Below are 26025 nucleotides of genomic sequence, written 5' to 3' on the forward strand. Positions count from 1 at the left end.
CAGTAAAAATCGATCAGTATATCAGCCGCTACTTTGGGTCATAAACCGTTAGCGTGTCATACCCAACACTGCGACCTTCATCACCCGCAAAACCCTGCTGACGCCATATCTCATACAGACATATCGCCACGCTATTGGACAGATTCAAGCTGCGTGAATCTGCCAGCATAGGCAAGCGCAACCAATGATCAGCGCCGATACTTTCACGAATATCATCCGCCAATCCTGCTGTTTCAGAGCCGAATACTAAAGCAATATTGGGGGGCGATGTCAGCGCATCTTGCTCATTGTCAGCAACTTGCCCACTAAAATTATACTCATAAAATGGCTTGCTCAGCTTGGTGGTCAATGCTGTGATGACATGACAGTCCGATGCTATAAGCGCTTGCCTAGCAGCTGCCCAATCGTCATGTACTTGCAGATGGGCATACTCATGGTAATCCAATCCTGCACGGCGTAGTTTTTTGTCATCAAGCTCAAACCCTAATGGCTTCACCAAATGCAACTGCGCCCCACTATTGGCACATAAACGAATAATATTGCCAGTATTACTGGGCATTTTGGGTGCTACCAGCACGATATGAATAGTCATTATCACTCCATCAATTGTCTGAACATCATTATTTTAGTGCTATCGCCAATCCTATATAAACAGATTTAGCTATCGGGCTCGTTCAACCCACTACTGCTAGTAGCTTTTGCTAATGGATTCGCTCGTTGTCTTTATATAAAAATTACCTTGAATGGAATATATATGCCAAGCGTAATCAAAAGTTACAGTTTACTGGCAAAAATTACATTTTGATACTGGGCACAGATTCTAACTTTCTTTATTATGGCTTTACTGGATTGCGAGATAATATACACACATTGTTGTCGTATCCTGTAATCCTTCAGTGAGGCTTAAGCAAACTGCTTAGCATCGCTGTTGTTATTTATAACCACCTATCTATTTTGAGGAAATTATTATGAAAAAATTAATCATTGCATCTTTGACGGCTATGTTTGTATTGACTGGTTGCAACACTTTTAAAGGTCTAGGTCAAGACGTATCTAGCGCTGGCGATGCTGTAACTGGCGGTGCTCAAGACGTACAAAACAAAATCTAATTATTCATTTATTAGACTTGTTTTTAAAAGGCTTACCATTTGTTTGGTAAGCCTTTTTTTGCTTTGTTACATTATTTCTTTTAAGTAGTCATTTCAGAATATCTAAAATAAGCAGTTTTCTATTATAAGAACGCTCTTAATATTTGGTTGAGGTATCTGCTGCCTAATGCAGTCGGTTTTAGATACTGACGATCATCCACGAGTAACCCCTGCTTGATTAGTTTATTGATTTGCTCAGCGATACTGTCATAGCAAAGCCCTGTTCGAGCCTCAAACAATGCCCATGACACCCCAGCATGTAAACGTAGTGCATTGAGCATAAATTCGCTGACCAGCTCATCACTATCAATCTGCTGCCAACCAATCATTTTTGGGAAATTCTGGCTGGTGTTAGATGGGTCAGTAATATCTTGATAGTCGACATAATCCTTCGGTAAGCGTGACTTACTAAAACGATAAATACCTGATTCTGCTAATAACTCACTGCTTTGACCTTCATACTTTTCTAACGCTTTAAATGTATTTTCGCTTAATAGTGCCACTTGATTACCTGATTGCTTATTATCGCCTGAATCTTTATTATCACCTAATTCGTTATCATCTGACTTGTTATTAGCAACAGTCACCTTACCATGAGCACCTGCGCCAATCGCCAAATAATCACCAAACTGCCAATAATTGACATTGTGGCGGCACGGCTTATCGGAAGCGCCAGACCATGCCGACACTTCATAATTATCGTAGCCCAATTGCAGTAGCAATGCCTGACCGGCTTGCTCAATATCAGCGAGGCTGTCCTCATCTGGCAAAATGGGCTGATTGCGATAAAATACTGTGTTAGGCTCGATCGTTAGCTGATACCATGAGATATGGGTCGCGCCAGCAGTGTGTGCGGTTTGAATATCATTTAGTGCTTCGGTTAAGCTTTGCTGCGGCAAGCCATGCATCAAGTCGACATTGACGCGTTCAAACCCAGCACTTCGTGCCGCCTTAATCGCTGATAATGCTTGCTTTGGATCGTGTATGCGCCCGAGAGTTTTAAGTTTATCCGCAGCGAAGCTTTGCACGCCAATCGACAAGCGATTGATACCAACATCCAGATACTGAGCAAATGGCGCATGTTCAAGCGTACCCGGATTGGCTTCCATCGTAACCTCAATGTCATCTGCGAATATAAAACACGCACGCAAGCCAGCAAATAAACGTTGATACTGCTCAATCGGTAGTAGCGATGGCGTCCCACCACCAATAAATATCGAGCCAATTTCACGCCCTTGAGTCAATGACTGCTGCATTTGGGCGTCCAATAACAAAGCATCGACGTATTCGTCATACATCGATAGCTGACTGTCTACTGGTAGCTCATGCGAATTAAAATCGCAATACGGACACTTCTTTACACACCATGGAATATGAATGTAGAGGGCTAATGGAATATCCATCGCACTTATATCCGTCATATGATCATCGCTATTGATAATATTAACGTCATCACTCTCTTTTAAATGGCTTTCAGATTCAGTTTTGGGCATAGATAGACTTATTGATTATTGAGCTATTATTATACAGTCGGTTCACTATAGTTTAGATACAAGGAAGGCGCGTGAAAATAATACAAATAGTAGGCTAAGTGAGCCTGACACCGTATCTGACTTATGTAGGATTGACTATAGCTATAAAAAGTATCGCTAGGATAACGGTTAGAAGCCTTAATGAAAAGCATCATGACAACAAAATAACTCACAAAACCACTCACAAAATCCATGTTAATACTGGCATCTGACAGGCAATATAATCGTTACTGATAAAAATTGGTTACTAGGGTCTGTTGGCTTATGAAATCAAACCCAAAGTTTTTTAGTATTCACGATTTGCAACGCTTAGGCACAGAAGGTTGGGATGGCGTGCGCAACTATCGAGCCCGTAACTTTATGCGCGATGATATGCAAGTCGGTGACAAGGTGTTCTTTTATCACTCTAGCGCCAAGCCTTCTGGCGTTGCTGGTATCATGACCGTCAGTAAAGCCGGCTATCCGGACCCCACCCAGTTTCATCCGGAACATCGTCACTACGACCCTATCGCCACCGAAGATGAGCCAAGATGGTATATGGTAGATGTCACCTTTGAGCAAGCGTTTATAGAAGTATTGCCCTTATTAGAACTCAAGTTTTTGCCTGCACTTGAGGATTCATTATTGCTTAGAAAGGGCTGTCAGCAGCTAACCGTCATTCCTCTAGAGCCCAAGCACTGGCACGCTATTATAGAGATGTCGGATCATATGGATTTATTGTAAGATGATTTATTGTCAGATAATGATCATCTTGCGCGGTAACTATTGGGTATACTTTCTCTGACATCAATTAACACTTATCCCTGCGCTCGTCGTTTAAATTTTGCTATATTTATTAGCAGATAACAACATCTCCATACTCAATAGTAATATCTCATCTTTTTATAACTATCATATTTCAATTATCAGGACTCGTTTATGAGCGCACCCAAACTAGTATTGTCTTTATTAACCGTTAGTATGTTTGGCCTAACACTGAGCGCTTGCGGCAGTGATGGCGATAAGGTCAAAGAAGAGTACGACCGCGTAGAAGATCAGGTTAAAAACGAATACGATAGTATAGAAGACAAAGTCAAAGAAAAATATAAAGAAGCCGAAGATAAGCTGACTGATGAAGAAAAAAGTATGGCAGAGATTTTAGAATCTGTGTTTTTACCAGAGGAATCATTTGACAACTTCTTAGACAAGCTCACTCCAGAAGGCGGACGAGGCGGCTTATATGTCGGACACTTCATCGAGCTAAACGACGGTGATAGTAATGACATCGATATTGGTGCGGTCTACTTCGATATCAGTGAGCAAGGTGCGGGTAGCGTCGATGGCAGCTTTAGTTATCAGCAGCAAGCTTGCCAAGAAAACAACGCTTTGGGCATCAACTCAGGGCTAAAAGTCGACAACTATATCGCTGGCAAAGTGACTGGTAGCCTCGATACCTTGGAGTTTTTGGACGTTAAATATGTCAGTGACTTAGGCTTAGAGACACCAAACTTGCTCACCACTTTTGCAGGTAGCTTTGAGGAAAAACAAGCGGGCTCACCGTGGAAAGGCAGTTTTGAATACCTAGATGGCTTAGGCGGGCAAAAACTGTCCAGCGGTGAGGACAATTGCAAAGTGACTTATACGTTAAGCGATCGCGCCAATTTTACCACTTATCCGCTCGATTATGACCTTGGTAAAATGAACCTCGATGTAACGGGCAATGGTAGCCAAAAAATCGTCACTTGGCAAAACCCCATCAATACTCAGCACCTATTGGTCAGTCAAATTGATGTTAATAAAGCCGAGTCTGGCGCTAATGGTTACGTGCAAAACTTAGTATTGAGCAATCGTGAGACCCAGTTTACACCTGTGATTCCTAATAGCTCAACCAACTACGCCATAGTGGTGCAAGCGTTTGATGCTAATAATAAGTTGATAGGCTATCAAGCAGTGGTACAAGATTTGCCAGAATCCCTGTAGGCCTAAGCCCTGTAACAGTCTTGATATAGGCACAATGTTATATGAATATAGGCACAATGTTATAGATGTCGCTCAGTATCATAAAACCTTCCTAAAACGTTGACATACTTGTCTGGCTTCTTTACCATCCTATCTACTTATGACCTGTCAATCTATCACTTGGATTGACGGGTTATTTTTATTTAAGTGTCTTCACTTTTAGTATCATATTTTTATTCTAATACTTAGGGTCTGTTGAACATTCAAGTGTGGCACTGGCAGTGGCTATTTTTTAGACAATACGCAGTGAAATTTTTGACGCCTAGTCATTCTAGGTTAGATAATTTCGCCATGTATTGGCAAAAAGTAGCCCTGCCCTGAAAGGCTGATACTAAAATCACCCCAAACGTTGTTGTAAACCTAGCTAAGGTCTCGACATTATCGTCGGTTTACGCCTGATTTGATAAAAGGTTTGGGACGATTTTAGCGATCAGCAGTCCTAATATTTGAATGTTCAACAGACCCTAGTTTATATAGACTTTCTCGTCTTATTAATCGTCGCTACAACACTCCGGTTACTGTCTCGCTATCGAGTAGTTGATGGCAGTATTTGTCTATCAACATTAACCACCGTGAAATATAAAAAGTTGCTAATTATGGCGTTGCCAATATCCTTTACCGATTTTAAAAGCTACAGTTTACGCTTAGGCGTGCTCGCCTTACCCATCTTGATTACTCAATTTTGCCAAGCGGCACTGGGTGTCGTCGATGCCATTATGGCAGGTCAGGTTTCTGCCCTTGATTTGGCAGCGGTCGCTGTTGGCTCTGGTATCTGGCTACCATTGTTTTTATTAGCGACAGGTATTTTAATCGCCACTACCCCTCTCATTGGCGAAGCAATCGGACAAAATAAACATAGCCAAGTACCGCATATCACTCAGCAGTCCTTATGGACAGCAGGCGTCATCGGTATTCTTGGTTTTATTATTGTCAATCTTGCGCCAAATGTCCTTGGTATCATGGGTGTCCCTGAGAATATCCAACCGATAGCGTCGCAGTATTTACATGGAGTGTCGTTTGGTTTCCCTGCACTGGCGGTCTACGCCGTGCTACGCAGTTATTGCGAAGCGCTTGGTCGACCAGAGCCCGTGACCATCATTAGTATCATTGGCCTACTCGCTGATATCCCGCTCAACTATATCTTTATCCATGGTCTGTTTGGTATGCCAGAAATGGGCGGTGCAGGCTGCGGGGTCGCAACGGCACTGGTATTATGGATAAACGTCTTATTATTGGCCACTTATACCAGCTTTACTAAGCGCCAGCAATTTGCCAGCACGCGCTTCTTTTATGGTTTTGCGAGACCCAATCGCACGCAGATAAAAAAACTGCTGAAGCTTGGCATTCCAATTGGTATCTCTATATTTTTTGAAGCCAGTCTGTTTAGCTTGGGCGCTCTTGTTATTAGTCCATTGGGTGAGCTGGCCACCGCGTCGCATCAAGTCGCATTAGCGGTAACCTCGCAGCTGTTTATGATACCGATATCCGTTGCCATGGCGCTGACTATTATGATATCGAATCGCTTTGGTGAAAAGAACCTACTCACGCTGCGCCATGTGCAAGCGACTGGTCTTATCTGGACTGTCCTGATTGCCTTCGTGTGTATGCTGGGTATTTGGCTGTTTCGCCCACAACTGGCAGCGGCGTTCACAGACAATGTAGAAGTCAGAGCACAAGCCATGCACCTCCTCATCTTTGCGCTTGCTTATCAACTATTTGATGGTTGGCAGGTCAATGTCGCGGGCATACTGCGCGGCATGCAAGACACCACAATACCAATGTGGGTCACGCTATTTTGCTATTGGTTGGTTGCCTTGCCCCTTGGCATCTATTTGGTGCGTTTCACCGATGTGGGCGCGCAAGGGTTTTGGATGGCCTTAATCACTGGTCTTTTCTTATCTTCGATTCTGCTCACCCTGCGTCTACGCTATCAACAAAAGCGCCTCAGGATACTTTGGGCTTAAAGTTGCTATAGTCGGTTCAATATAATTTAGATACAAGGAAGCCGAGAGAAAGTACTACAATTAGTAAACTAAGCAAGGCTGACACCATATCCAACTTATATAGGATTGACTATATCATTTTTATCTAATTTTAGTCTTTAGTAAGTAGCGTCTAGTAACCAGTACTGGCGCTACCTCGTCACATAGACTATGATAAATCATTAGCATTTCTTACCCACAAGAAAAGCTTACGTCAAAATATGTAAAATTTCTCAGTTAACAACTGTACATTGATTGCTCATTGCCGCGAATCTAGGTATCATTAGCAATTACTTAGACAATATTTCGTTACACTATTTCTCGAATTTAGTACAAGGCATTATAAAAATTATGGATATTGAAAAAATACGTACCCTAATCGCCCTCATGGAAGAAAGTGAACTGGTCAATTTAGAAATCAGTTCAGATGATGAGCATATTAGCCTAACGCGGCACTACGATACGCCAGCGCCAACCATGATGGCTGCGCCTGCTGCTGGAGTAGCACCTATCGCAGCTGACGCTAAACCGGCGGTAAAAGCTGGTAGCGTTGAGACGTCGCCAATGGTCGGTGTTTATTATTCAGCCCCTAGCCCGAATGATCCGCCGTTTGTGAAGGTCGGACAAAAAGTGCAAGCGGGCGATACGCTTGGTATTATCGAAGCCATGAAAATCATGAATCCCCTTGAAGCGACTCAAAGTGGTGTCGTTGACGAAATCTTGGTAGATAACTCTGAAGTCGTACAGTTTGGTCAGCCTATCATTCGCTATAAAGCGTAATAATATTCGCCATACTTTACATCGTTATGATTGACATTGCGCTATTAGTCATCGCACCCCATCATTGCATTTGATGATGCCCATCGATGACTGATATAGCGACTGCATCATTAACTGCCGCTTCGACAAGGATGACCCCATGATAAAAAAACTGCTCATCGCCAATAGAGGTGAAATCGCTCTACGTATTGTTCGTGCCTGTAAAGCGCTAGGAATCGAAACTGTAGGCGTTTATTCAACAGCTGATGCTAACTTAATGCACCTGCGTTTCGTTGATGAAGCCATCTGTATCGGCAAACCCAATGCCAATCAAAGCTATCTTGATATTAATACTATTTTGACAGCAGCAGAAATCTCTGGTGCTGATGCTATCCATCCCGGCTATGGTTTTTTGTCTGAGAACGCTGAATTTGCAGAGCGTGTTGAAGAGGCAGGCTTAACCTTCGTCGGTCCTAATGCGGATCATATTCGCCTGATGGGTAACAAAGTCTCTGCTATTAATGCCATGAAAAAAGCAGGCGTCCCTACCGTACCTGGCTCTGTTGGAGCAGTGACGTTACATAATGCTGAAGAGCAAGCACGTAATATCGGTTTTCCACTGTTGATCAAGGCGGCCTCTGGTGGTGGTGGTCGTGGTATGCGAGTGGTTGAACGCTTTGAAGATATTATCGGTCAAGTACAGGCGGCAAAGCAAGAAGCTGAACTATGGTTTGGTGATGATACCGTCTATATGGAACGCTACCTACAAAATCCGCGCCACGTCGAAGTACAAGTACTGGGCGATGGTAATGGTAATGCAATCCATCTATATGACCGTGATTGTTCATTACAACGTCGTCACCAAAAAGTATTAGAAGAAGCCCCTGCCCCTGATATTCCTGATGATGTGCGTGAACCTATCTTAAGAGCGTGTGTCAAAGCTTGCGAGCTTGTTAAGTATCGCGGTGCTGGTACGTTTGAGTTTTTGTTTGAAAATAACGAGTTTTTCTTTATTGAGATGAACACTCGGGTACAGGTAGAGCATCCAGTTACCGAGATGATTACGGGTATTGATGTCGTCGTTGAGCAGCTAAAGATTGCGGCAGGTTATGGTTTGTCTTACCGTCAAAGCGAGATCGAAATTCAAGGTCACGCGATTGAGTGCCGTATAAATGCTGAAGATCCAGCGACCTTTATGCCTTGTCCGGGTACCGTCAATCAGTTGTTTGCGCCAAGTGGTGCTGGTGTTCGTTTTGACTCTCATCTCTATCCCGGCTACGAGATACCAACCTATTATGACTCGTTGATAGGCAAACTGATCTGTCATGGGCAAACTCGCCAGCAAGCGATTTCCAAGACGCTACACGCACTTGATGAATTGGTGATTGAAGGTATCAAAACCAATATACCGATGCACCGTGATGTGATTTTAGCGGATGATAAGTTTGTGCAAGAAGCACAAAACATCCACTATCTAGAAAGAGAATTATTGACCGCGCAGAAAGCCAAAGCAGCCTCTTAATTCACAACTTTCGTTTTCTGCAAAAATAAAGCGAACCGCTATTAGCATTGATATCCCCATTAAAGAACCCGCTATCTACTAAGATGGCGGGTTCTTTAATGGGCTCATGTAAAATAAAAACCTTCTTTAGAGCTCAGTATATCAATATGACTTAATCAAAAATTATGGCAATACTCTATTGAAGTTCATAAAGCATTCTTTGCCATCAGGGTCGGCGCACCACTGCATTTGGTTGCCATCATGGTTCAAAAACGCTATCAGCGCCTCATCTGTCTGGTCAACCTTATTACCTGAGCAGTCTACTTCATTATTGTCATACACCGTTCTAATGGCAATGACAGGCAAGCCCTCTTCGCGATGAGTGACCAAATAGCGACCGTACGTCCATTCTTTACCGCTGACCGCCCACATCTCATTGTCAGCACCAAAGTTATATAACTCGCGACATTGATTGGCGCGCGCAGCAGCATCTATCAAGTTGCTAGCGCTGTTCGGCTGAATATTTAGGACACGCTCTTCGCTTTGGGTAAGGATGCCACCATCTGTACCAGCGGTTATTTTTGGCTCGTCGCTTTTGCCATTTTGGGTATTAGCCAAAGCCGCTTGCCGAGCTTCTGCCTCTTTTGTCATGGTAATACTACTGTCTAAATCTATTTCCCATTGTCCAGCAATGGCAGGACTAATATGCGTCGTAATCGTCGGCTTACTAACTACTTCGCCATTCGCTGGCAAGGAGGCCAGAATAGAGGCCAATGTAAATGAAGCAAATGATATCGGTTCCATAATTAACCTTTTTATTTATAATAATAGAGTAATACGAACATTAGCGTAAGTCTTAGACACCAAAAACACAAGTAACATTATGCTATTGGCTTTTACCATTCGTCCAAGATCTTATCTAATGACACCTTACTTATCTTATCATAAGTTAAGTGATTGCTATCTCCGTGAGTTTCAACCACTCAAACAATAACGCCATGGCTCTCATTGACGAATCGCAAAGAATCATGACGTTATGAGTGTGCAGTATTAACGCTACGAGCGCACTATGTACTACTGTTAAGATATTAAGCGGTCGTAGTGCTGATTGCTTGTGCAAAGGCAGATAACGCGCCTTTTAGCATGGCTGATACCGTACTGCTACAGGTACCAATACCAGAATACACGTCCCCATCGACATTCAATTGAATATAAGCGGCAGCATTGGCATCGGTCTTATTGTCGCTATTGGTATCATCATCGATACCGTTACCATCACCATTAATATTGTTGTGCTGCGGATTGATGGCGTGCTCAGCATAATTGATGATGTGTAGCGACTTGCCAGTGTGCTGCGCTAGGCCATTGATAAATGAGGATAATGGGCCATTACCCGTACCATCAATAGTAATGATATCGTCATTCATCTGTACTTGACCGTTAAAATAAACCTGTCCGCCTTTATTGTTCACGCTGTAATCGAGTAGCTCAAAGCTACCTTGACGTAAATAGGTGTCTTCAAAGGTTTGTAAGATTTCATCATTTTGTAGTTCGCGCGCCACTGTCTCAGCCTGCTGCTGCACCACGCGACTAAAGTCGATTTGCATCCAACGTGGCAAGTTAAAGCCATAGTTGCGTTGCAAGATATAAGCAACCCCGCCTTTACCAGACTGGCTGTTAATACGTACTACATCTTGATAGCTGCGGCCAATGTGCGCCGGATCGATGGGTAGATAAGCCACATCCCAAACATTATCCGTTTGGTCTTTGTGCTGCTCGTTATAATCGAGAGATTTTTTGATGGCATCTTGATGCGAGCCACTAAAGGCGGTAAAGACCAGTTCACCAACATAAGGATGACGTGGATGAAGCGGCAAGTTATTGCATTCGCTAACCACTTGGACGATTTCGCTCATATTGCTAAAATCAAGCTCAGGATCGATACCTTGGCTAAACAAGTTCATCGCCATTACCATGATATCCATGTTACCGGTACGCTCACCATTACCAAGCAACGTCCCTTCGATGCGATCTGCACCTGCAAGTACCCCTAGCTCGGCAGCCGCAACGGCACAGCCACGATCATTGTGCGTATGCAGACTGACAATCACATGCTCACGCATCGCAAGATGACGACAGAAATACTCAACTTGATCGGCAAAGACATTGGGCATGGATGCTTCGACAGTCGCTGGCAAGTTAAAAATCACCTCCTGACCATGCTGCGGTTGCCAAACCTCACACACGGCATCGCAAACTTCTACAGCATATTCAGTCTCTGTCTGGCTAAAGCTTTCTGGCGAATATTGAAACACCCACTCTGTCTCAGGGTACTTTGCCGCGTATTCCTGCACTAGCTTGGCACCTGTGATAGCAATCTCTTTAATCTCAGCTTTGTCCTTGCCATAGACTTTTTCACGTTGGACGCGGCTGGTTGAATTATAGACATGAACCACCGCCCGTTTTGCGCCTTTTAACGACTCAAACGTACGCGCAATTAAGTGCTCACGTGCTTGTACCAAAACCTGTAACGTCACATCGTCAGGCACATGATTTTCTTCGATTAGTTTACGGGCAAAGTCAAACTCTACTTGCGCCGCGGATGGGAAACCAATCTCGATTTCTTTAAAACCCACATCAACCAAGGTCTCAAAAAAGCGCATTTTTTGTTCAATGGTCATTGGATCGATCAGAGCCTGATTACCATCACGCAGATCCACACTTGCCCATATTGGTGACTTTTCAATCGTTTTGCTTGGCCATGTGCGATCTGGCAGTGACGGCGCAAACGCAAATGGACGATACTTTTTATAATCAAAAGCGGTGCTTTTTGGTGTCATCTTAGCACTCGGCGTGGCTGCAGTGCGTGTGGCTTGGTCAGACATAATCAATCCTTAGATAATATGGAGATTTATATTTTAGCGGGTAAGGCTACTGATTAGATCCGTATTTTTCATACGAGATAACTAAAACTTATAGCCTAATAATAGCAAAGTTTATGAAATAGAAATCAGCTTTATTACATTATAATTGGAGTCAATTTAGTGAAATAATACGTTTTTATAGATATAATTAGATTATTTCACTAATGAGTAATTATGCCATGCCTAACAGTCGCCCTGAAAGCGCTATGTTGACTGATATTGATGAGACCGATAGGCGCTTATTATGCTTATTGCAGACTGAAGCGCGGATGAGCATTACCGAGCTTGCAGAACGGGTCAATTTATCCGCAACCCCTTGTGCACGCCGTATCAAGCGCTTAGAAGACACTGGCGTCATCACCGGCTATCATACCCAAATCGACGCGCAAAAGCTGGGTTACCCGCTCGCGGTATTCATCGCGGTCAGTATGGATCGTCATACGGCTGAACGCTTCAAAGAATTCGAATGCAAAGTTCAGAGTTTTGATGAAGTCATCAGTTGTAGCATCGTCACTGGACGTACAGAAGACTATTTGATCAAAGTGCGGGTACGCGATATGGCGCATTACGAAGAGTTTTTATTACACAGGCTCAATCGTATCGAAGGCGTCGCTCAAGTGCATACCAGTTTTGAGTTACGAGAAGTATTTAGTCGCAGCGTTATTTAACGGATCATTCGCGATTGGCGGCGAAAAAAGTAAATTAAAATCAGCCCAATGACCAAGCCTATAGCCGCTACTAGCAAGCCCGCGTTAAAGTTATCGTCCTGCCCCGCCAGCGCCACTGTGACTAATGGGCCAATAAACTGCCCTAGCGCATAGGCCAATGTCGCCAGACCCATCAATAAGTTTGAGTAGGCAGGGTTGATGTTTTTCATCAACGTGAGTGTCATCGATACCATACCGACGAAGGTTAAGCCTAGAATAATAGCATTGCCATATAGACCGACACTGCCTTCAACCCATATGGGCAGACACATTCCTAGCACTTGCAACAACGTTAAGCCCATCAAGGTTTTGGTTTCACCAATGCGCTTGGCAAGCGCACCCCAGAGGGGGTTTGACAACATCGCAAAAATACCAACGACTAGCCAAATCAGTAGTCCAGCATAGGTTTGTGTCGTTAAGCGCTGCGCTGCCATGACAGGCAAAAATGTCGCAGACGTAATATAACCAAAGCCTGCTAGCAAATAGCTGGCGGACAATAACACAATCGACTTGGTATGACCGGCCACAGCTTCATACAACGACCGTTTAAAATTAACATAAGTCTGCAATATTGATGAGCGTTGATAATCACGCGGTAATTCGGTTGGGTGCGAAGGGCTTGGTCTTATAGCAAATAATAGCCATAACAACGGTAAACTGCTGATACCAGCGCTTAGCCAAATGACATCGAAATGATAGCCTAGCGTCAAAAGCCATAAAGTAAGGATAGCGGAGGCACTAATCCCCACCCCAATACCAGCATAATGTAAGGCTGAGAGTACAGAGCGGCGCGCGTGACTAAAGCGTTGGATGACCAATGATGAACTCAAAATCATCGCAACCCCGCTTGCGATACCAGAGAGCAGACGAATGACATACCATGTATTTAGAGACATCTCTGGCACCATGAGCAGCATCGTCGTGACAATGCTGACCATCGTCCAGAGTATCAACATCAGCCATGTCAAGCGTTGAGGCACAAACATGGCGATGAGTGCACCGATGAAATAGCCAATATAATTGATCGACGCCAGCCAGCCAGCGATGCTCGTCGAGAGTGACAGTTGCACCATGATATTGGGCAGGGTCGCAGTGAACAAAAAGCGTCCATAACCCATCACCACTGCCAAGCAGTAAAGACCAATGCACGCGATGGCGGTTTCATTGGTAATAGTTGATAGCGCACGGCTTTTGAAAGCAGTCATCATGACAGAGCCAGCTTGTGGCGGTTAGCACACAATCCATTGTATTAAACAGTGTGAATGATTCAAAAGCAGTGTCTGATCAATAATCAATAACACGATTGAAACTTAAGACACTTGCAGTGTGGTTGAGGTGTTCGACTGACCCTCTGTCTGTCCTAGCATTTGTACCCGCTGATCACTAAACATATCCATATCAGGCGCCAGCGTGCGCATAAAACGGTCAAAATAGAGCATCTGCTTGGTTAATAAGGCAAAATCACGCGGGAAATGAATACCGTGACGCTTACCGACATCTACAATCTCTAGCATCATTTGATTCAATTCATCGGCCTGCTCTTTACTATTGAAAGGCACACCGCTGGTAAAGGCTTTGTCTTCTGCCATAATGGTCTTCATCATACGCTGCAAGTCATTACCCAGTGCCACCACATCGACCTGATTGCCGCCATGGGTCATCTCCATATCAATCATATGGCGTGCCATCGCTTGGTAGTCGTTGTCCTGCATCGCTTGCATCATACCCATACAGGCGCGCCAACTCTCCGCTTTTAATTTCCCAACGATACCAAAATCCAAAAAGCCAATACGACCATCGGTTAGCAGCATCAAATTACCCGCATGCAAATCAGCGTGAAAGCTATTGCATAACATCAGACTGGCAAACCACGTATTCAAGGTATCTGCCATTACTTGTGCCGGATCAGCACAATATTGACGCATTACCGACTCATCGACCATGGAGACGCCGTATAAGCGGCTCATGGTTAGCACACGTTTAGTAGTCAGCTCTTCATATACGGTTGGCGCTACCACGCGAGTATTTCCTGATACTGCTAAGAACTGCTGAAAATCACGGATGTTTTGCGCCTCAGCGATAAAGTCCGTCTCTGCCAGCATACGCAAACGAATTTCATCAATAATGGGTGCAATGCTGGCAAACTTCATCGATGGCATGAGTAGCTCAACTAACTTAGTGACGCCATGCAATACACCCAAATCTGTCTGCATGATGGTCTCAACGCCCGGCTTTTGCACCTTTAATACTACCTCATCGCCATTATGCAAACGAGCGGCATGAACTTGAGCGATGGACGCTGAGGCTAATGGTTCTGGGTCGATATGAGCAAACTTATCATCCAGCGTCATGCCATCAACAGCTAGCTCTTCATTCAATACGTTTTCGATATAGGCGTAGGATAAAGGCGTGGTTTGATCCAAACAGCTCTGAAATGCTTTGACATAGTCACGTGGAAACAATGACGGCGTACTAGCGATAAATTGGCCGATTTTAATATAGGTCGTGCCCAACTGCTCAAAGGTTTCTTTTAGCAGCATGGCATCTGGCTTCTCGCCTTTAGCCACTCTGAGTGCAGACAGACCAGCGACACTCGCTGTCTGGCGAACACGATTAACGACATTAAACGTATGTTTTAATAAATGCGGACGATGAATTTTCATAAGAAACAACTATGGTAATAAAAGAAATATTTGGGAACAGATGATTGCAAAAGCTCAATATTGAGCCATTGCTAATGACTGGCGCATACGGGACATTGTGAATCTTGACGATAGCCCATCAGCCGTTGCTGCATTTGACTACCATCCCATATCAGCAGCTTGTTTGTCAGTGGATTTTTGGTTAATCCCAGATATTGCAAGGCAGCATTGGCTTGCAAATTTCCCATGATGGCCGTGGTACTGGCTAGTACCCCTGAATTGGCACAAGTACGCTCATCAGCTACTGCATCGCCAGCCTCGGCATCAACTATCACTGAACCAAACACGCAATGATAGCAACCAGTATGTAAATGTGGCTCATACAATGCCAGTTGCCCTTGCATGGCAATCGCCGAGGCAGATAATAACGGAATTTGATAGCGGACGCTGACACGATTGATAATATCACGGGTGGCAAAATTATCAGTACAATCTAACAGCAGATCAGGCTTACCGACTGCCATATCGAGCAGCTCATAAGCATTGTCTTCGCTCAATCGTGCAACCGTACCACGCGCCCTAATTAAAGGATTGATGCATGTTAACATCTGAGCAGCTGTTAACGCCTTAGGCTTGCCAATATCGTCCGGTAAAAACAACGTCTGACGCTGTAGATTACTGGCTTCAATCTCATCATCATCTATCAGATGAAGGTGCCCAAGTCCTGCACGTACTAGCGTCTCAGAAGCCGGACAACCCAGCCCGCCTGCACCAATCATAACGACGCGCGATGCTTTTAAGCGTAATTGAGCATCGATATCCCAGCCATCGAGTAGTATCTGCCGCGCATAACGCAGCAGCTCTTCATCTACTAGCTGCCCTGTTTCTTTTGAGTGCGCCATACCTTCCACCACAATTTGTCATCAACATTTATTATTAAGACTTATGCTTAAAAGACAATTATTACAACTGAGCTAGTGTCACGCGATCATTGCCACCAAAGTCTTGCACAGTACTTACCGACTCAAAACCATTATCCATAAATAGCTGACGAACTGCTGCACCTTGATCAAAGCCATGTTCAATCGCCAGTAGCCCACCTTTGAGTAAATATTGTGGTGCTTGCTGAACGATATATTCTATATCGGCAAGACCATGATTGGAAGCACTTAACGCACTAATCGGCTCGGCAATCAACCTTGCTAAATGCTCGTCTTCTTCATCGATATAAGGCGGATTAGAGACAATCACATCGAATAATTGCTCGTCTTGAGTGGGCAGCTCGTCATACCAGCTGCTTTGTAAAAACTCAATATTGCTGACATCATTAATAGCTGCATTGTGCTTAGCAATTTTCAATGCTTCTTGCGATAAATCAACCGCGACCGTTTGCCAATGAGCAGACTTTAACTCATGCGCCAAACTAATGGCGATACAGCCTGAGCCAGTACCTAAGTCTAGTAGCCGCTTTGGTTTATTATTACCGACGCTTTTTGGCTGAGACTGTATCCAATTTAAAACTTGCTCAACCAAAACCTCAGTATCAGGTCGAGGAATTAAAGTATGCTCATTAACGGTAAAATTAAGCGACCAAAATTCCTGACGACCCGTCAGATAAGCCAACGGTGTGCCCTGCTTCATTTTAGCTACGCCCGCATTGAATTGCTCAAGCTCACTGTCAGACAATTGATAATCTTCATCAGTGATTAAAAATATGGCAGGCTTGTTAATGACATGCAACAACCAATCCGTTAGCCAAAATGACGGCAACGGATTATTTGCATCGCCATTCGTCAGTTGCTGAATATTATGCTTTATTTGACGAATGGTCGACGCTGTCATAGAACACTCTTAAAATTACTAGTTAATGAATAATACCGTTAAACTGATGATAATTTACTACCTTAGTTACTCTGAGGCACGCGGTGGTTCCTTGGTATCTGTCAAACTAGGGTTTACCTTGCTTAATGAGGACTTACCACCACTATTGCTATCGCCACCATCGCCATCGCCATAAATATCATCGTTATCACCAATAACAATATGCTTATCGACAAAGTAAATCAGTGCCAAAATCGGAATACCAATCGCAAAGGTAAACATAAAAAAGAAGGGGTAACTGGTACTATCAACGATAGCGCCAGAGTATCCGCCTATTACTTTTGGGAGTAGCACCATGAGCGATGAAAATATCGAATACTGTACTGCTGTAAAACGAATAGAAGTAAGCGCTGACAAAAAAGCAATAAATACCGCACTAGCAAGACCAGCAGCGAGGTTATCTAAAATCACTGCTAGATACATATAAGGCAAGCTACCGGGATGATAAGTCAGCAGTATAAAAAGTAAATTGGTCACGCAAGCAAGGATGGCGCCAACCATCATCGCCCGCATGATACGCATTTTTTGTGCCAATATACCGCCCAAAAAACCACCAGCAATAGCCATGACCACACCAACGAGCTTGACTGCATTGGCGATGTCCACTTTGGTAAATTGCATGTCTTGATAGAATACGTTTGAGATAACCCCTGCGACGATATCAGAGATGCGATAAAGTCCAATCAATGCTAACAATAATAAGGCTTTCATGCCATAGCGACGAAAGAAATCCACTATAGGCTCAATCCAAGTGGTATAAGCAAACTCCTGCTTTACTAGCTTGGCTTTGACCAAGCAGTAGCCGATGAATAAGGCTGCTGCTAGACTCATAAGCATGCGTATGACTTGTACTAAAAATTTTGAAAATACATCTTCAGTCTCAGGTAATATTAACCCTGCGTTGGCAAAAACAAACACAAACCCTACTATGGATATAGCAAAGACAAGTACCAAACGCATATAATCAGACGTTTTACGTTCGACGACTACTTTCTGGCTTATGGGCTCATGTATTATCAAGGTCGTAATAATACCAACACCCATGACACCTGCCATAATCCAGTAAGTATTACGCCACGCCTCATAACTGTACAGTGCCTCGGTCGAACCAAAATAATCTGCTAAATATAACGCCCCTGCTCCTGCGACTATCATGCCGATACGATAGCCTGTCACGTACATGGCAGACAGTACCGCTTGCAGATTTGGCGGAGCCAGCTCAATCCGATAAGCATCAATGACGATATCTTGTGTCGCTGATGAGAACCCTAACAACACCGCACCTACTGCCATCAATACTAAGCTACCCTCAACAGCAGGGTTGACGTTTGCCATCATGCAAATCGCTATGATAATCAAAATCTGCGACACTAAAATCCAGCTTCGACGGCGACCCAACCATTTGGTCAAAAAAGGCACAGGCAAAGCATCAATCAATGGCGCCCAAATAAACTTAAAAGCATAGCCTAATGCTGCCCAACTAAACATAGTAACGACAGTACGGTCAATACCTGCTTCACGCAGCCACAATGACAGACTAGAGAAAATAAGTAAGATAGGTATGCCAGCGACAAAGCCCAAAAACAGCATGATAATCGCTCGACGATCAAGATAAGCTTTTAAGGTTTCACTTAGTGATTTTTTGGCGACTGGAGGATTAGGGGGAATAGATTGGACAGCAGACATAATAGCTCACCGAAACTTGAGACAAAAAACACAACTACGCACAATTTTTATCAATCATTTATAGCAAAAACCCGCTATCAGCTGTCGCTAACAAGGATTGATAAAAATTGCTCAGCGTTGCACAAAACGAGCATTACCACAAAATTCAATTATGGTACTTGAGAACGCTTACCTTGACTAGATATTTTTGCATTAACTTATCATAGACAGCACTTCGTCAAAAATGCTATTTCACAGTCGCCACATGGAATGTGATAGTCTGCAATGAAGGGTAAATTTATCCTGATTTTTTCTTATGCTTCTTATGATGTTAAAAATAAGTAAATAAGTAAGTCGTTAACTATTAACCTATTTGTATATAAAAAGAATGAAATCAACGCGAGTGGCGTTATTGATAAGGGGGAATGGCGTTTACAGCATATTGAGTAGGACAAAAAATTAAAACCGCTTATGATTGGTTATTTAAAACTTATGATTCTTATATATCAGTTTTATAAATACATGGTACTTAGTTATGCTTCACGTATAGGCATACATATATCAGCAAGCTTCACTACTAATAAACGTCACTTCTAAAAATTACCATAGCTAGCTATTTTTCCTTTCTCTCACTACCGCCCAGGAGTTATTCAATGTCCAACTCGACCCCCAGCTCAGCTGACAAAAATGCGACCCCAGACGCTGCACGTTGCCCTATCGATCATGAAAGCAATAACAATAATGGTGCCGCCACTAACACAACTTATGACCAAGGTGATGATAAAGGTCCGACGATTCATAGTGAAAACGTAGACCATACGCATGCGCCGCAGCGCCCTAGTATGGGCGGCTGTCCTGTCATGCATCAAGCACACACTACTGCTGCTTCTACAGCAATTGATTGGTGGCCGAACAGCTTGAACTTGGACATCTTACATCAGCAAGATCAAAAGACTAATCCCATGGGTGCGGACTTTGACTATGCTGAGGCCTTTAAGCAGCTCGACCTAGAAGCCGTCAAACAAGATTTGAAAAACTTAATGACTGAATCACAAGAATGGTGGCCAGCAGATTGGGGGCATTATGGTGGTTTGATGATTCGTATGGCATGGCATTCGGCTGGTACGTATCGTAGTGCTGATGGCCGCGGCGGCTCCAACACTGGTAATCAACGCTTTGCGCCATTGAACAGCTGGCCTGACAACGTCAACTTAGACAAAGCGCGTCGCTTACTATGGCCTATCAAGAAAAAATACGGCAGTAAACTGTCTTGGGCTGACTTAATGATTTTGGCAGGAAACATGGCCTATGAGTCAATGGGCTTTAAAACCCTAGGTTTCGCTGGTGGTCGTGCTGACATCTGGCATCCAGAAAAAGATATCTACTGGGGCTCTGAGCGTGAATGGCTCGCCGCTACAGAAAACCGTTACGATAGCGATGAAGATCGTGCGTCACTCGAAAACCCATTAGCAGCGGTACAAATGGGCTTGATTTATGTCAACCCTGAAGGGGTCGATGGCAACCCTGACCCGCTCAAAACAGCGCAAGATATGCGTACGACCTTTGCTCGTATGTCGATGAACGATGAAGAAACCGTGGCGTTGACCGCTGGTGGTCATACCATTGGTAAATGTCATGGTAATGGTGATGCGACGATATTAGAAGATGAGCCAGAAGCAGCTGATGTCGCCGAACAAGGCTTAGGCTGGCGCAATCCTAAAGGTAGTGGCAATGCAGGCGATACGGTATCGAGCGGTATCGAAGGTGCATGGACGACCAATCCTACCCAATGGGATTACAATTATTTTGAGTTACTCTTAGGTCATAACTGGGAGCTAACCAAAAGCCCAGCAGGCGCTTGGCAATGGGAGCCTACCGATATTCGTGAAGAAGATCGCCCATTAGATGCGCATGACTCAAGCGTACGCCGCAACCCAATCATGACCGATGCCGATATGGCGCTAAAAAAAGACCCTATCTATCGTGAAATTTCAGAGAAATTCCATCAAGATCCAGAGTACTTCGATGAGGTCTTTGCCAAAGCGTGGTTCAAACTAACGCATCGTGATTTAGGTCCAAAAGCTCGCTACTTAGGCGCAGACGTGCCAAGCGAGGACTTCATATGGCAGGATATCGTTCCTAAAGGCAATACTGACTTAACCGCTGATGATATTGCAGCTTTAAAATCGCAAATATTAGACAGTGACTTGAGCCGCCGAGAGTTGATTATCACTGCTTGGGATAGCGCCCGAACCTTCCGTGCCTCAGACTATCGCGGCGGTGCCAATGGTGCGCGTATTCGCCTTGCCCCGCAAAAAGACTGGGCAGGCAATGAGCCTGAGCAATTGCAACGTGTGCTCGAGACGTTAACCAGCATCCAGTCTGGCTTTGATAAAGACGTTAGCTTGGCAGACCTTATTGTGTTGAGTGGTAACGCCGCTCTTGAACAGGCAGCTAATGATGCCGGCGTAGACATTACAGTACCGTTTAACCCAGGTCGCGGTGATGCTGACGCATCAATGACCGATGCGGAATCTTTTGCAGATTTGGAGCCCTTACACGACGGCTATCGTAATTGGGTTCAAGGCGACTACGCGGTATCACCTGAAGAGATGCTGCTGGATCGCACTCAGTTGATGGGCTTAACTGCTCCTGAGATGGTGGTATTGATTGGTGGTATGCGCGTTCTCGATACCAACCATGGTCAGAGTCAACATGGCGTCTTTACTGAGCGTGCTGGCGTGCTTACCAATGACTTCTTCGTTAATCTGACGGATATGAATAACACTTGGCATCCTATCAAAACCAGCGACGATGCTCGTAACACCTCTAACCTTTATGAAGTACGCGAACGTGGCACTGGAAAAACGAAATGGCAAGCGAGCCGTGTGGACTTAGTGTTTGGCTCCAACTCTATACTACGCGCTTATGCTGAGCTATACGCGCAGGATGACAATTTAGAGAAGTTCGTTCATGACTTCGTCGGCGCTTGGAGTAAAGTAATGAACGCCGATCGTTTTAATATCGCTGACTAACCTTCTGTGCTCAGTTTGACATGTTCACTAAGGTTTGCCTTAATAATTAAATCCAAACTTTACAAACAGCTATCTTTTAGAAGGTAGCTGTTTTTTTTGAATAATGCACTTTTATTGAAATTTCAAAACTCGCTAGCAATTAGATTACAATTTCTATATTCCCAATTATTATTAATTGATAGCTATTTATTATATACAAGAATAATAGATTTGATTTACACTGGTCGCTTACGGCATATTCGTAGGTTTTTACTTTTATATACAGACAGGGTTTGTATATTTATACAATAGGATTCAGTTATGGCAATCGACGTAGTGGTCAATCAGCGGCACTTGCAAATTCAGCTCAAGCAGTTGGAGACGGTGTGGCATACGGTGATTAATGGCTATAACTTAAGCCAAGCGGCGACAGTACTGCACACCAGTCAATCAAGCTTATCCAAGCATATCGCAGCGCTTGAAAACCAACTAAAAACTGAAGTATTCGTGCGTCAAGGCAAGCGTTTGACCGGTCTGACGACCATGGGCACAGCGCTCATGCCGCATATCGAGTCTATCTTTGCTGAAATCCGTACGATTGAGAATCTAAGCCTCGACTTTAACAACCCCAATGTCGGTACCTTAACCATTGCCACTACTCATACGCAGGCACGTTATGTATTGCCGCAAGTGGTCAAAGAATTTAAAGAACGTTTTCCTAAAGTGAATTTAATCTTGCAACAGGCTGATCCTGAGACCATCGCCCAGATGGTGATACGCGGGCAAGCTGACATCGGTATTGCAACCGAGTCGTTGCTCCATAATAACTATCTGCGCTGTTATCGCTATTATGACTGGACGCATCGCGTTATTGTGCCAAGCGATCATGAGCTTGCCAGTCACGAGTCTATTGATTTGCCGACCCTCGCCAGCTATCCAATTGTTACCTATCATGGTGGTTTTACCGGACGCGGTGCGATTGATAAAACCTTTACGGATGCAGGTCTTGAGCCAGATATTGTTTTAGCAGCGCTCGATGCTGATGTAATTAGCACTTATGTTGGTCTTGGTTTAGGCATTGGTATTATAGCCGAGATGGCTTTTGAGCCAAGCCATTATCAGAACTTAACGGCGATTCCGGTGGATCATTTCGGGCGCTTTACCAGTTGGATGGCGGTACGGGATGATGCAGAAATCCGCCAATACGGGCGCGCTTTTATGGAATTATGCCAAAAGCAATTTAATCCAGAATAGGCTATCTGCTTAATCATTGTTTTTACCCTCGCTGTAAACATTTTAATAAATATCAGACAGTACAGACTGACGGCATCGTTATCAATAGATAGCGATGCCGTTAATTTTTATGCCTAAAAAGACGTGCCTTCAATAAGAACCAACACGACTAAATGGACTAAAAGCGGCTAAATATTCTAATCTGTACACGCTATTAGATTATTAAGATTTGTTATCGTTCTAACTTTTGACCTTGATATTGCCCGCAACTGCCCCATCATATTAACTATTAAACGGGTAGCACATCGCAACCTTACACCACTAGCAACGATGAACTGGCCTTGTTGTACTTTCAATATTGTTTCGACATGAAAAGCCACTATTTATTTAGAGTTTGTTGAACATTCACAACTTGTTGCACATTCACAAATAAGCACTGCTGCCGTTTATCCTTACCACCCTCAAATACAAATATAATAATGTCGTTAAAAAGCGGCGTTAGAAACACAGGTGATCTATGAGTAACACAATTCCTTTATCCTTTTTAGACTTAGCCCCCGTTCCTGAAGGTCATACCATTGCTGAAGGTATCGCCCAGACGGTTGAGACCGCACAGCTTGCAGAAAAAGTCGGCTTAAACCGTTATTGGATGGCAGAACATCACAATATGCCCGGTATTGCGAGTGCAGCAACCTCGGTGCTGCTAGCGCATATTGGTAGTCAAACCAAGCGAATACGTATTGGCGCAGGCGGCGTGATGCTTCCTAACCATGCACCGCTCGTGATCGCTGAGCAATTCGGCACATTACAAGCGTTATATGGCGACCGTATTGACTTAGGCTTAGGCCGCGCTCCTGGTACAGATGGGGCGACTTTTCAGGCGCTACGTCGGCAGATGAGCGACGCTGAACGCTTCCCGCAAGACGTGCAAGAATTAATGTACTTCCTAGGAAATTCAACTGACAACAGTCCTGTGCAAGCATTCCCTGGCGCCAAATCAAACATTCCTATCTGGATACTCGGATCTTCACTTTTTGGAGCGACCTTGGCCGCACATTTAGGACTGCCTTACGTGTTCGCCTCGCATTTTGCGCCGCAAATGCTCAGTCAAGCTATCACAACTTACCGCGAGCAGTTCAAGCCGTCAGCCTATTTAGACAAGCCTTATGTGATGGTGGCAGCGAACTTACTACTGGCTGATGACGATGCAACTGCCCATTATCACTTTACCTCAGCACAGCAGAGCTTTGTGCGTTTACGCCGAGGTGAAACAGGGCAAATGCCAAAACCAACCCACGATATGGATAGTATTTGGAGTCAAGCAGAGAAGATGATGGTAGACAACGCGCTATCGATCTCGTTCATCGGCTCTGTTGAAACGGTCAAGCCCAAACTGGCTAATTTTCTGGCCCAATATGAGCCAGATGAGTTGATTGTAACGGCCAACGTTCATAATCAAGCAGCGCGTTTGCGTTCACTTGAACTTACACCTGAGCTAAACTTGTTTACTTTACAATCGGCAGCGGCACTTGCATAATTATTGATAACTTTTAATGAGATTATGGTCATGGAACCCTCTGCTTTTATTGGTTCATCAATATTTTTGTACATCGCAGCATTTATCGCCGTTATGGTTGTTGGTGGATATTTAACGTATCGTACCAGCCCAAAACGCAAACAGCGCCGTGAAGATAAGCGCGATAGAGATAACTAAGGCTAATGTCAAAAGCCCTCTTTTCTTATTTGAAAAGAGGGCTTTTTTATTGCTAATAAATATATAGCGCTTTTACGAAAGATGACTTCATTTTAAAAATGGTGATAAACATGCGATAAATTGCCTTTAAACAAGAAAAATAGTGTAGATACTATTGAAATATCAACCAGCTATTTGACGCCGTTTAGCAACGTTTAATCGTTTTTATCACATTTAAATGACTATAAATTGAAGCGAAGACACACCCTGATTGGTCTATTATAAAAAGTATCACCAATCAACTGATGAGCCGAGGTTCTGTTTTGCAGCTTGCTTAGCGACATATAAAGCGACTGCCGCATCGAAACTAGCCGCGCCTACCGATTTAAATAACGTGATGCCTTTTTTAGACTGAGTCGTATCTTCTTTTAGCTCGCTCGTTACCAGCGCTTGCAAATCGCCACTAAGGCCATCCCAAGTCCATACGCAATCAGAAGCAGCATGCGCTTGAATCAGATCGCCTGCCTCGTGACGACTGCCGGCCAAGTCATCAACGACAACCCTACTGCTGCCTGCTATGACATCGTTGCTGATTTCTTTCATTGAAGGTTGATAAGCACCAACCGCGTTGATATGCGCATCAGATTTTATTTGATCGATACTAAATAAACCTTCGGTTGCACGGGTCGCTACGTTAATGATATCCGCATGACAGACAGCCTCACTGATCTCGTTGCAAACCTGAATTTCAACATCCCACTGCGCATAATCACGAGCAAATTTTATCTTAAATTGCTCGGCTCCTTCGTGGTTTCTGTTCCATAAATAGACCGTTTTAATATCGGGGCGCACTGTCAGTACGGCATGCAGTTGCTCGTAAGCCATGCCGCCGCAGCCAACGACAGCTACACTTTGGCAGTCAGACTTTGTCATATACTTAGTAGCGATACCTGATAAGGCGGCCGTGCGCACCTGCGTGATATAGATACCATCCATAATCGCTAATATTTCACCCGTATCATTATTAGAGACGGTAATAATAGCGGTGGTCGTTGGCATATCACGACTAGGGTTATCAGGGCAAATTGTGACGAGCTTGACAGCGGTATACTCTTTTTCACCATCATAAATCGTGGCTGGCATCGATAAATGCGAGCCTGAACTGTGAAGCTTATCTTCACTAAACGTCTCGATAACCAAACGTTCAGGTGCTTTAACCCAATTAGGGTGTGCTGCTTGCTGAGTTAACAAGGTTTCAATCGCTTCAATCGCAGCTTGCATATTAAGATGTTCGGTCACGACCGCTTGATTTAATAATTGCATTAACATAGCTCCTGTTTATATTT

21 protein-coding genes are annotated in these 26025 nt (G+C 44.0%); 11 read left to right on the plus strand and 10 right to left on the minus strand.

Going from position 1 to position 26025, the window contains the following annotated elements; translation table 11 throughout:
* Window positions 1-28: 28 nt before the first annotated feature.
* On the minus strand, window positions 29-592 hold the full coding sequence (locus CXF65_RS10140; protein WP_101211965.1) for a tRNA (cytidine(34)-2'-O)-methyltransferase: 564 nt from the start codon (window positions 590-592) through the stop codon (window positions 29-31).
* A gap of 376 nt (window positions 593-968) precedes the next feature.
* Between CXF65_RS10140 and CXF65_RS10145 the strand changes: the two genes are divergently transcribed.
* Window positions 969-1109 carry an entericidin A/B family lipoprotein gene (locus CXF65_RS10145; protein ID WP_037025595.1) on the plus strand — a complete coding sequence of 47 codons (141 nt, stop codon included), beginning with the start codon at window positions 969-971 and terminating at the stop codon, window positions 1107-1109.
* Between the two features lie 122 nt (window positions 1110-1231).
* On the opposite strand, the gene hemW is transcribed toward CXF65_RS10145, so the two are convergent.
* Window positions 1232-2569, minus strand: coding sequence for a radical SAM family heme chaperone HemW (gene hemW / locus CXF65_RS10150; RefSeq protein ID WP_227523250.1), 1338 nt, complete (start codon window positions 2567-2569; stop codon window positions 1232-1234).
* Between the two features lie 375 nt (window positions 2570-2944).
* Here hemW and CXF65_RS10155 point away from each other — a divergent pair, with 375 nt between their 5' ends.
* The 5 genes from CXF65_RS10155 to accC all read left to right on the plus strand — a co-directional run bounded on the left by CXF65_RS10155 (window position 2945) and on the right by accC (window position 8941).
* Complete coding sequence (locus CXF65_RS10155) at window positions 2945-3403, plus strand: EVE domain-containing protein (protein ID WP_101211967.1); 459 nt, start codon at window positions 2945-2947, stop codon at window positions 3401-3403.
* Window positions 3404-3598: 195 nt separating this feature from the next.
* Window positions 3599-4639, plus strand: a complete 1041-nt coding sequence (locus CXF65_RS10160) for a hypothetical protein (protein WP_101211968.1) — start codon at window positions 3599-3601, stop codon at window positions 4637-4639.
* 635 nt (window positions 4640-5274) lie between these two features.
* Window positions 5275-6642: an MATE family efflux transporter gene (locus CXF65_RS10165; protein WP_025652781.1), complete on the plus strand. Its 1368-nt coding sequence runs from the start codon at window positions 5275-5277 to the stop codon at window positions 6640-6642.
* A gap of 369 nt (window positions 6643-7011) precedes the next feature.
* Window positions 7012-7440: an acetyl-CoA carboxylase biotin carboxyl carrier protein gene (gene accB, locus CXF65_RS10170; protein WP_025652782.1), complete on the plus strand. Its 429-nt coding sequence runs from the start codon at window positions 7012-7014 to the stop codon at window positions 7438-7440.
* Window positions 7441-7579: 139 nt separating this feature from the next.
* Window positions 7580-8941, plus strand: a complete 1362-nt coding sequence (gene accC / locus CXF65_RS10175) for an acetyl-CoA carboxylase biotin carboxylase subunit (protein WP_025652783.1) — start codon at window positions 7580-7582, stop codon at window positions 8939-8941.
* A 162-nt stretch (window positions 8942-9103) separates the two neighbouring features.
* Here the strand turns inward: accC and CXF65_RS10180 are convergent, their stop codons facing one another.
* Together CXF65_RS10180 and leuA are read right to left on the minus strand one after the other, a co-directional pair.
* A complete protein-coding gene (locus CXF65_RS10180; protein ID WP_025652784.1) occupies window positions 9104-9724 on the minus strand; it encodes a hypothetical protein in 621 nt (206 codons plus the stop codon).
* A gap of 284 nt (window positions 9725-10008) precedes the next feature.
* Complete coding sequence (gene leuA / locus CXF65_RS10185; protein WP_025652785.1) at window positions 10009-11805, minus strand: 2-isopropylmalate synthase; 1797 nt, start codon at window positions 11803-11805, stop codon at window positions 10009-10011.
* A gap of 218 nt (window positions 11806-12023) precedes the next feature.
* On the opposite strand from leuA, the gene CXF65_RS10190 reads away from it, so the two are divergent.
* A complete protein-coding gene (locus tag CXF65_RS10190; RefSeq protein ID WP_101211969.1) occupies window positions 12024-12512 on the plus strand; it encodes an Lrp/AsnC family transcriptional regulator in 489 nt (162 codons plus the stop codon).
* On the opposite strand, the gene CXF65_RS10195 is transcribed toward CXF65_RS10190, so the two are convergent.
* The 5 genes from CXF65_RS10195 to CXF65_RS10215 form a co-directional block, all read right to left on the minus strand.
* The gene (locus CXF65_RS10195) at window positions 12509-13759 is read right to left on the minus strand and encodes a YbfB/YjiJ family MFS transporter (RefSeq protein ID WP_101211970.1); all 1251 of its coding nucleotides are present in this window, start codon (window positions 13757-13759) and stop codon (window positions 12509-12511) included. The genes CXF65_RS10190 and CXF65_RS10195 overlap by 4 nt on opposite strands.
* Window positions 13760-13861: 102 nt before the next feature.
* The gene (locus CXF65_RS10200; protein ID WP_101211971.1) at window positions 13862-15214 is read right to left on the minus strand and encodes an ABC1 kinase family protein; all 1353 of its coding nucleotides are present in this window, start codon (window positions 15212-15214) and stop codon (window positions 13862-13864) included.
* 71 nt (window positions 15215-15285) lie between these two features.
* The gene (locus tag CXF65_RS10205) at window positions 15286-16095 is read right to left on the minus strand and encodes a HesA/MoeB/ThiF family protein (RefSeq protein ID WP_101211972.1); all 810 of its coding nucleotides are present in this window, start codon (window positions 16093-16095) and stop codon (window positions 15286-15288) included.
* A gap of 61 nt (window positions 16096-16156) precedes the next feature.
* Complete coding sequence (gene prmC / locus CXF65_RS10210) at window positions 16157-17035, minus strand: peptide chain release factor N(5)-glutamine methyltransferase (RefSeq protein ID WP_101211973.1); 879 nt, start codon at window positions 17033-17035, stop codon at window positions 16157-16159.
* A gap of 66 nt (window positions 17036-17101) precedes the next feature.
* Entirely contained in the window at window positions 17102-18760 is a 1659-nt protein-coding gene (locus CXF65_RS10215) for an AmpG family muropeptide MFS transporter (protein ID WP_101211974.1), read from the minus strand.
* 821 nt (window positions 18761-19581) lie between these two features.
* On the opposite strand from CXF65_RS10215, the gene katG reads away from it, so the two are divergent.
* The 4 genes from katG to CXF65_RS14955 all read left to right on the plus strand — a co-directional run bounded on the left by katG (window position 19582) and on the right by CXF65_RS14955 (window position 24700).
* Window positions 19582-21774, plus strand: a complete 2193-nt coding sequence (katG, locus tag CXF65_RS10220; protein ID WP_101211976.1) for a catalase/peroxidase HPI — start codon at window positions 19582-19584, stop codon at window positions 21772-21774.
* A gap of 300 nt (window positions 21775-22074) precedes the next feature.
* Window positions 22075-23007, plus strand: a complete 933-nt coding sequence (locus tag CXF65_RS10225) for a LysR substrate-binding domain-containing protein (protein WP_025652792.1) — start codon at window positions 22075-22077, stop codon at window positions 23005-23007.
* A 496-nt stretch (window positions 23008-23503) separates the two neighbouring features.
* The gene (locus CXF65_RS10230; RefSeq protein ID WP_025652793.1) at window positions 23504-24523 is read left to right on the plus strand and encodes an LLM class flavin-dependent oxidoreductase; all 1020 of its coding nucleotides are present in this window, start codon (window positions 23504-23506) and stop codon (window positions 24521-24523) included.
* 30 nt (window positions 24524-24553) lie between these two features.
* Window positions 24554-24700: a hypothetical protein gene (locus tag CXF65_RS14955; RefSeq protein ID WP_156915630.1), complete on the plus strand. Its 147-nt coding sequence runs from the start codon at window positions 24554-24556 to the stop codon at window positions 24698-24700.
* 270 nt (window positions 24701-24970) lie between these two features.
* Here the strand turns inward: CXF65_RS14955 and CXF65_RS10235 are convergent, their stop codons facing one another.
* Window positions 24971-26002 (minus strand): ornithine cyclodeaminase family protein, encoded by a 1032-nt coding sequence (locus CXF65_RS10235; RefSeq protein WP_101211977.1) that lies wholly within the window; start codon window positions 26000-26002, stop codon window positions 24971-24973.
* Window positions 26003-26025 lie beyond the last annotated feature (23 nt).

The organism is Psychrobacter sp. Sarcosine-3u-12 (assembly GCF_002836005.1).
GTDB classification, from domain to species: domain Bacteria; phylum Pseudomonadota; class Gammaproteobacteria; order Pseudomonadales; family Moraxellaceae; genus Psychrobacter; species Psychrobacter okhotskensis.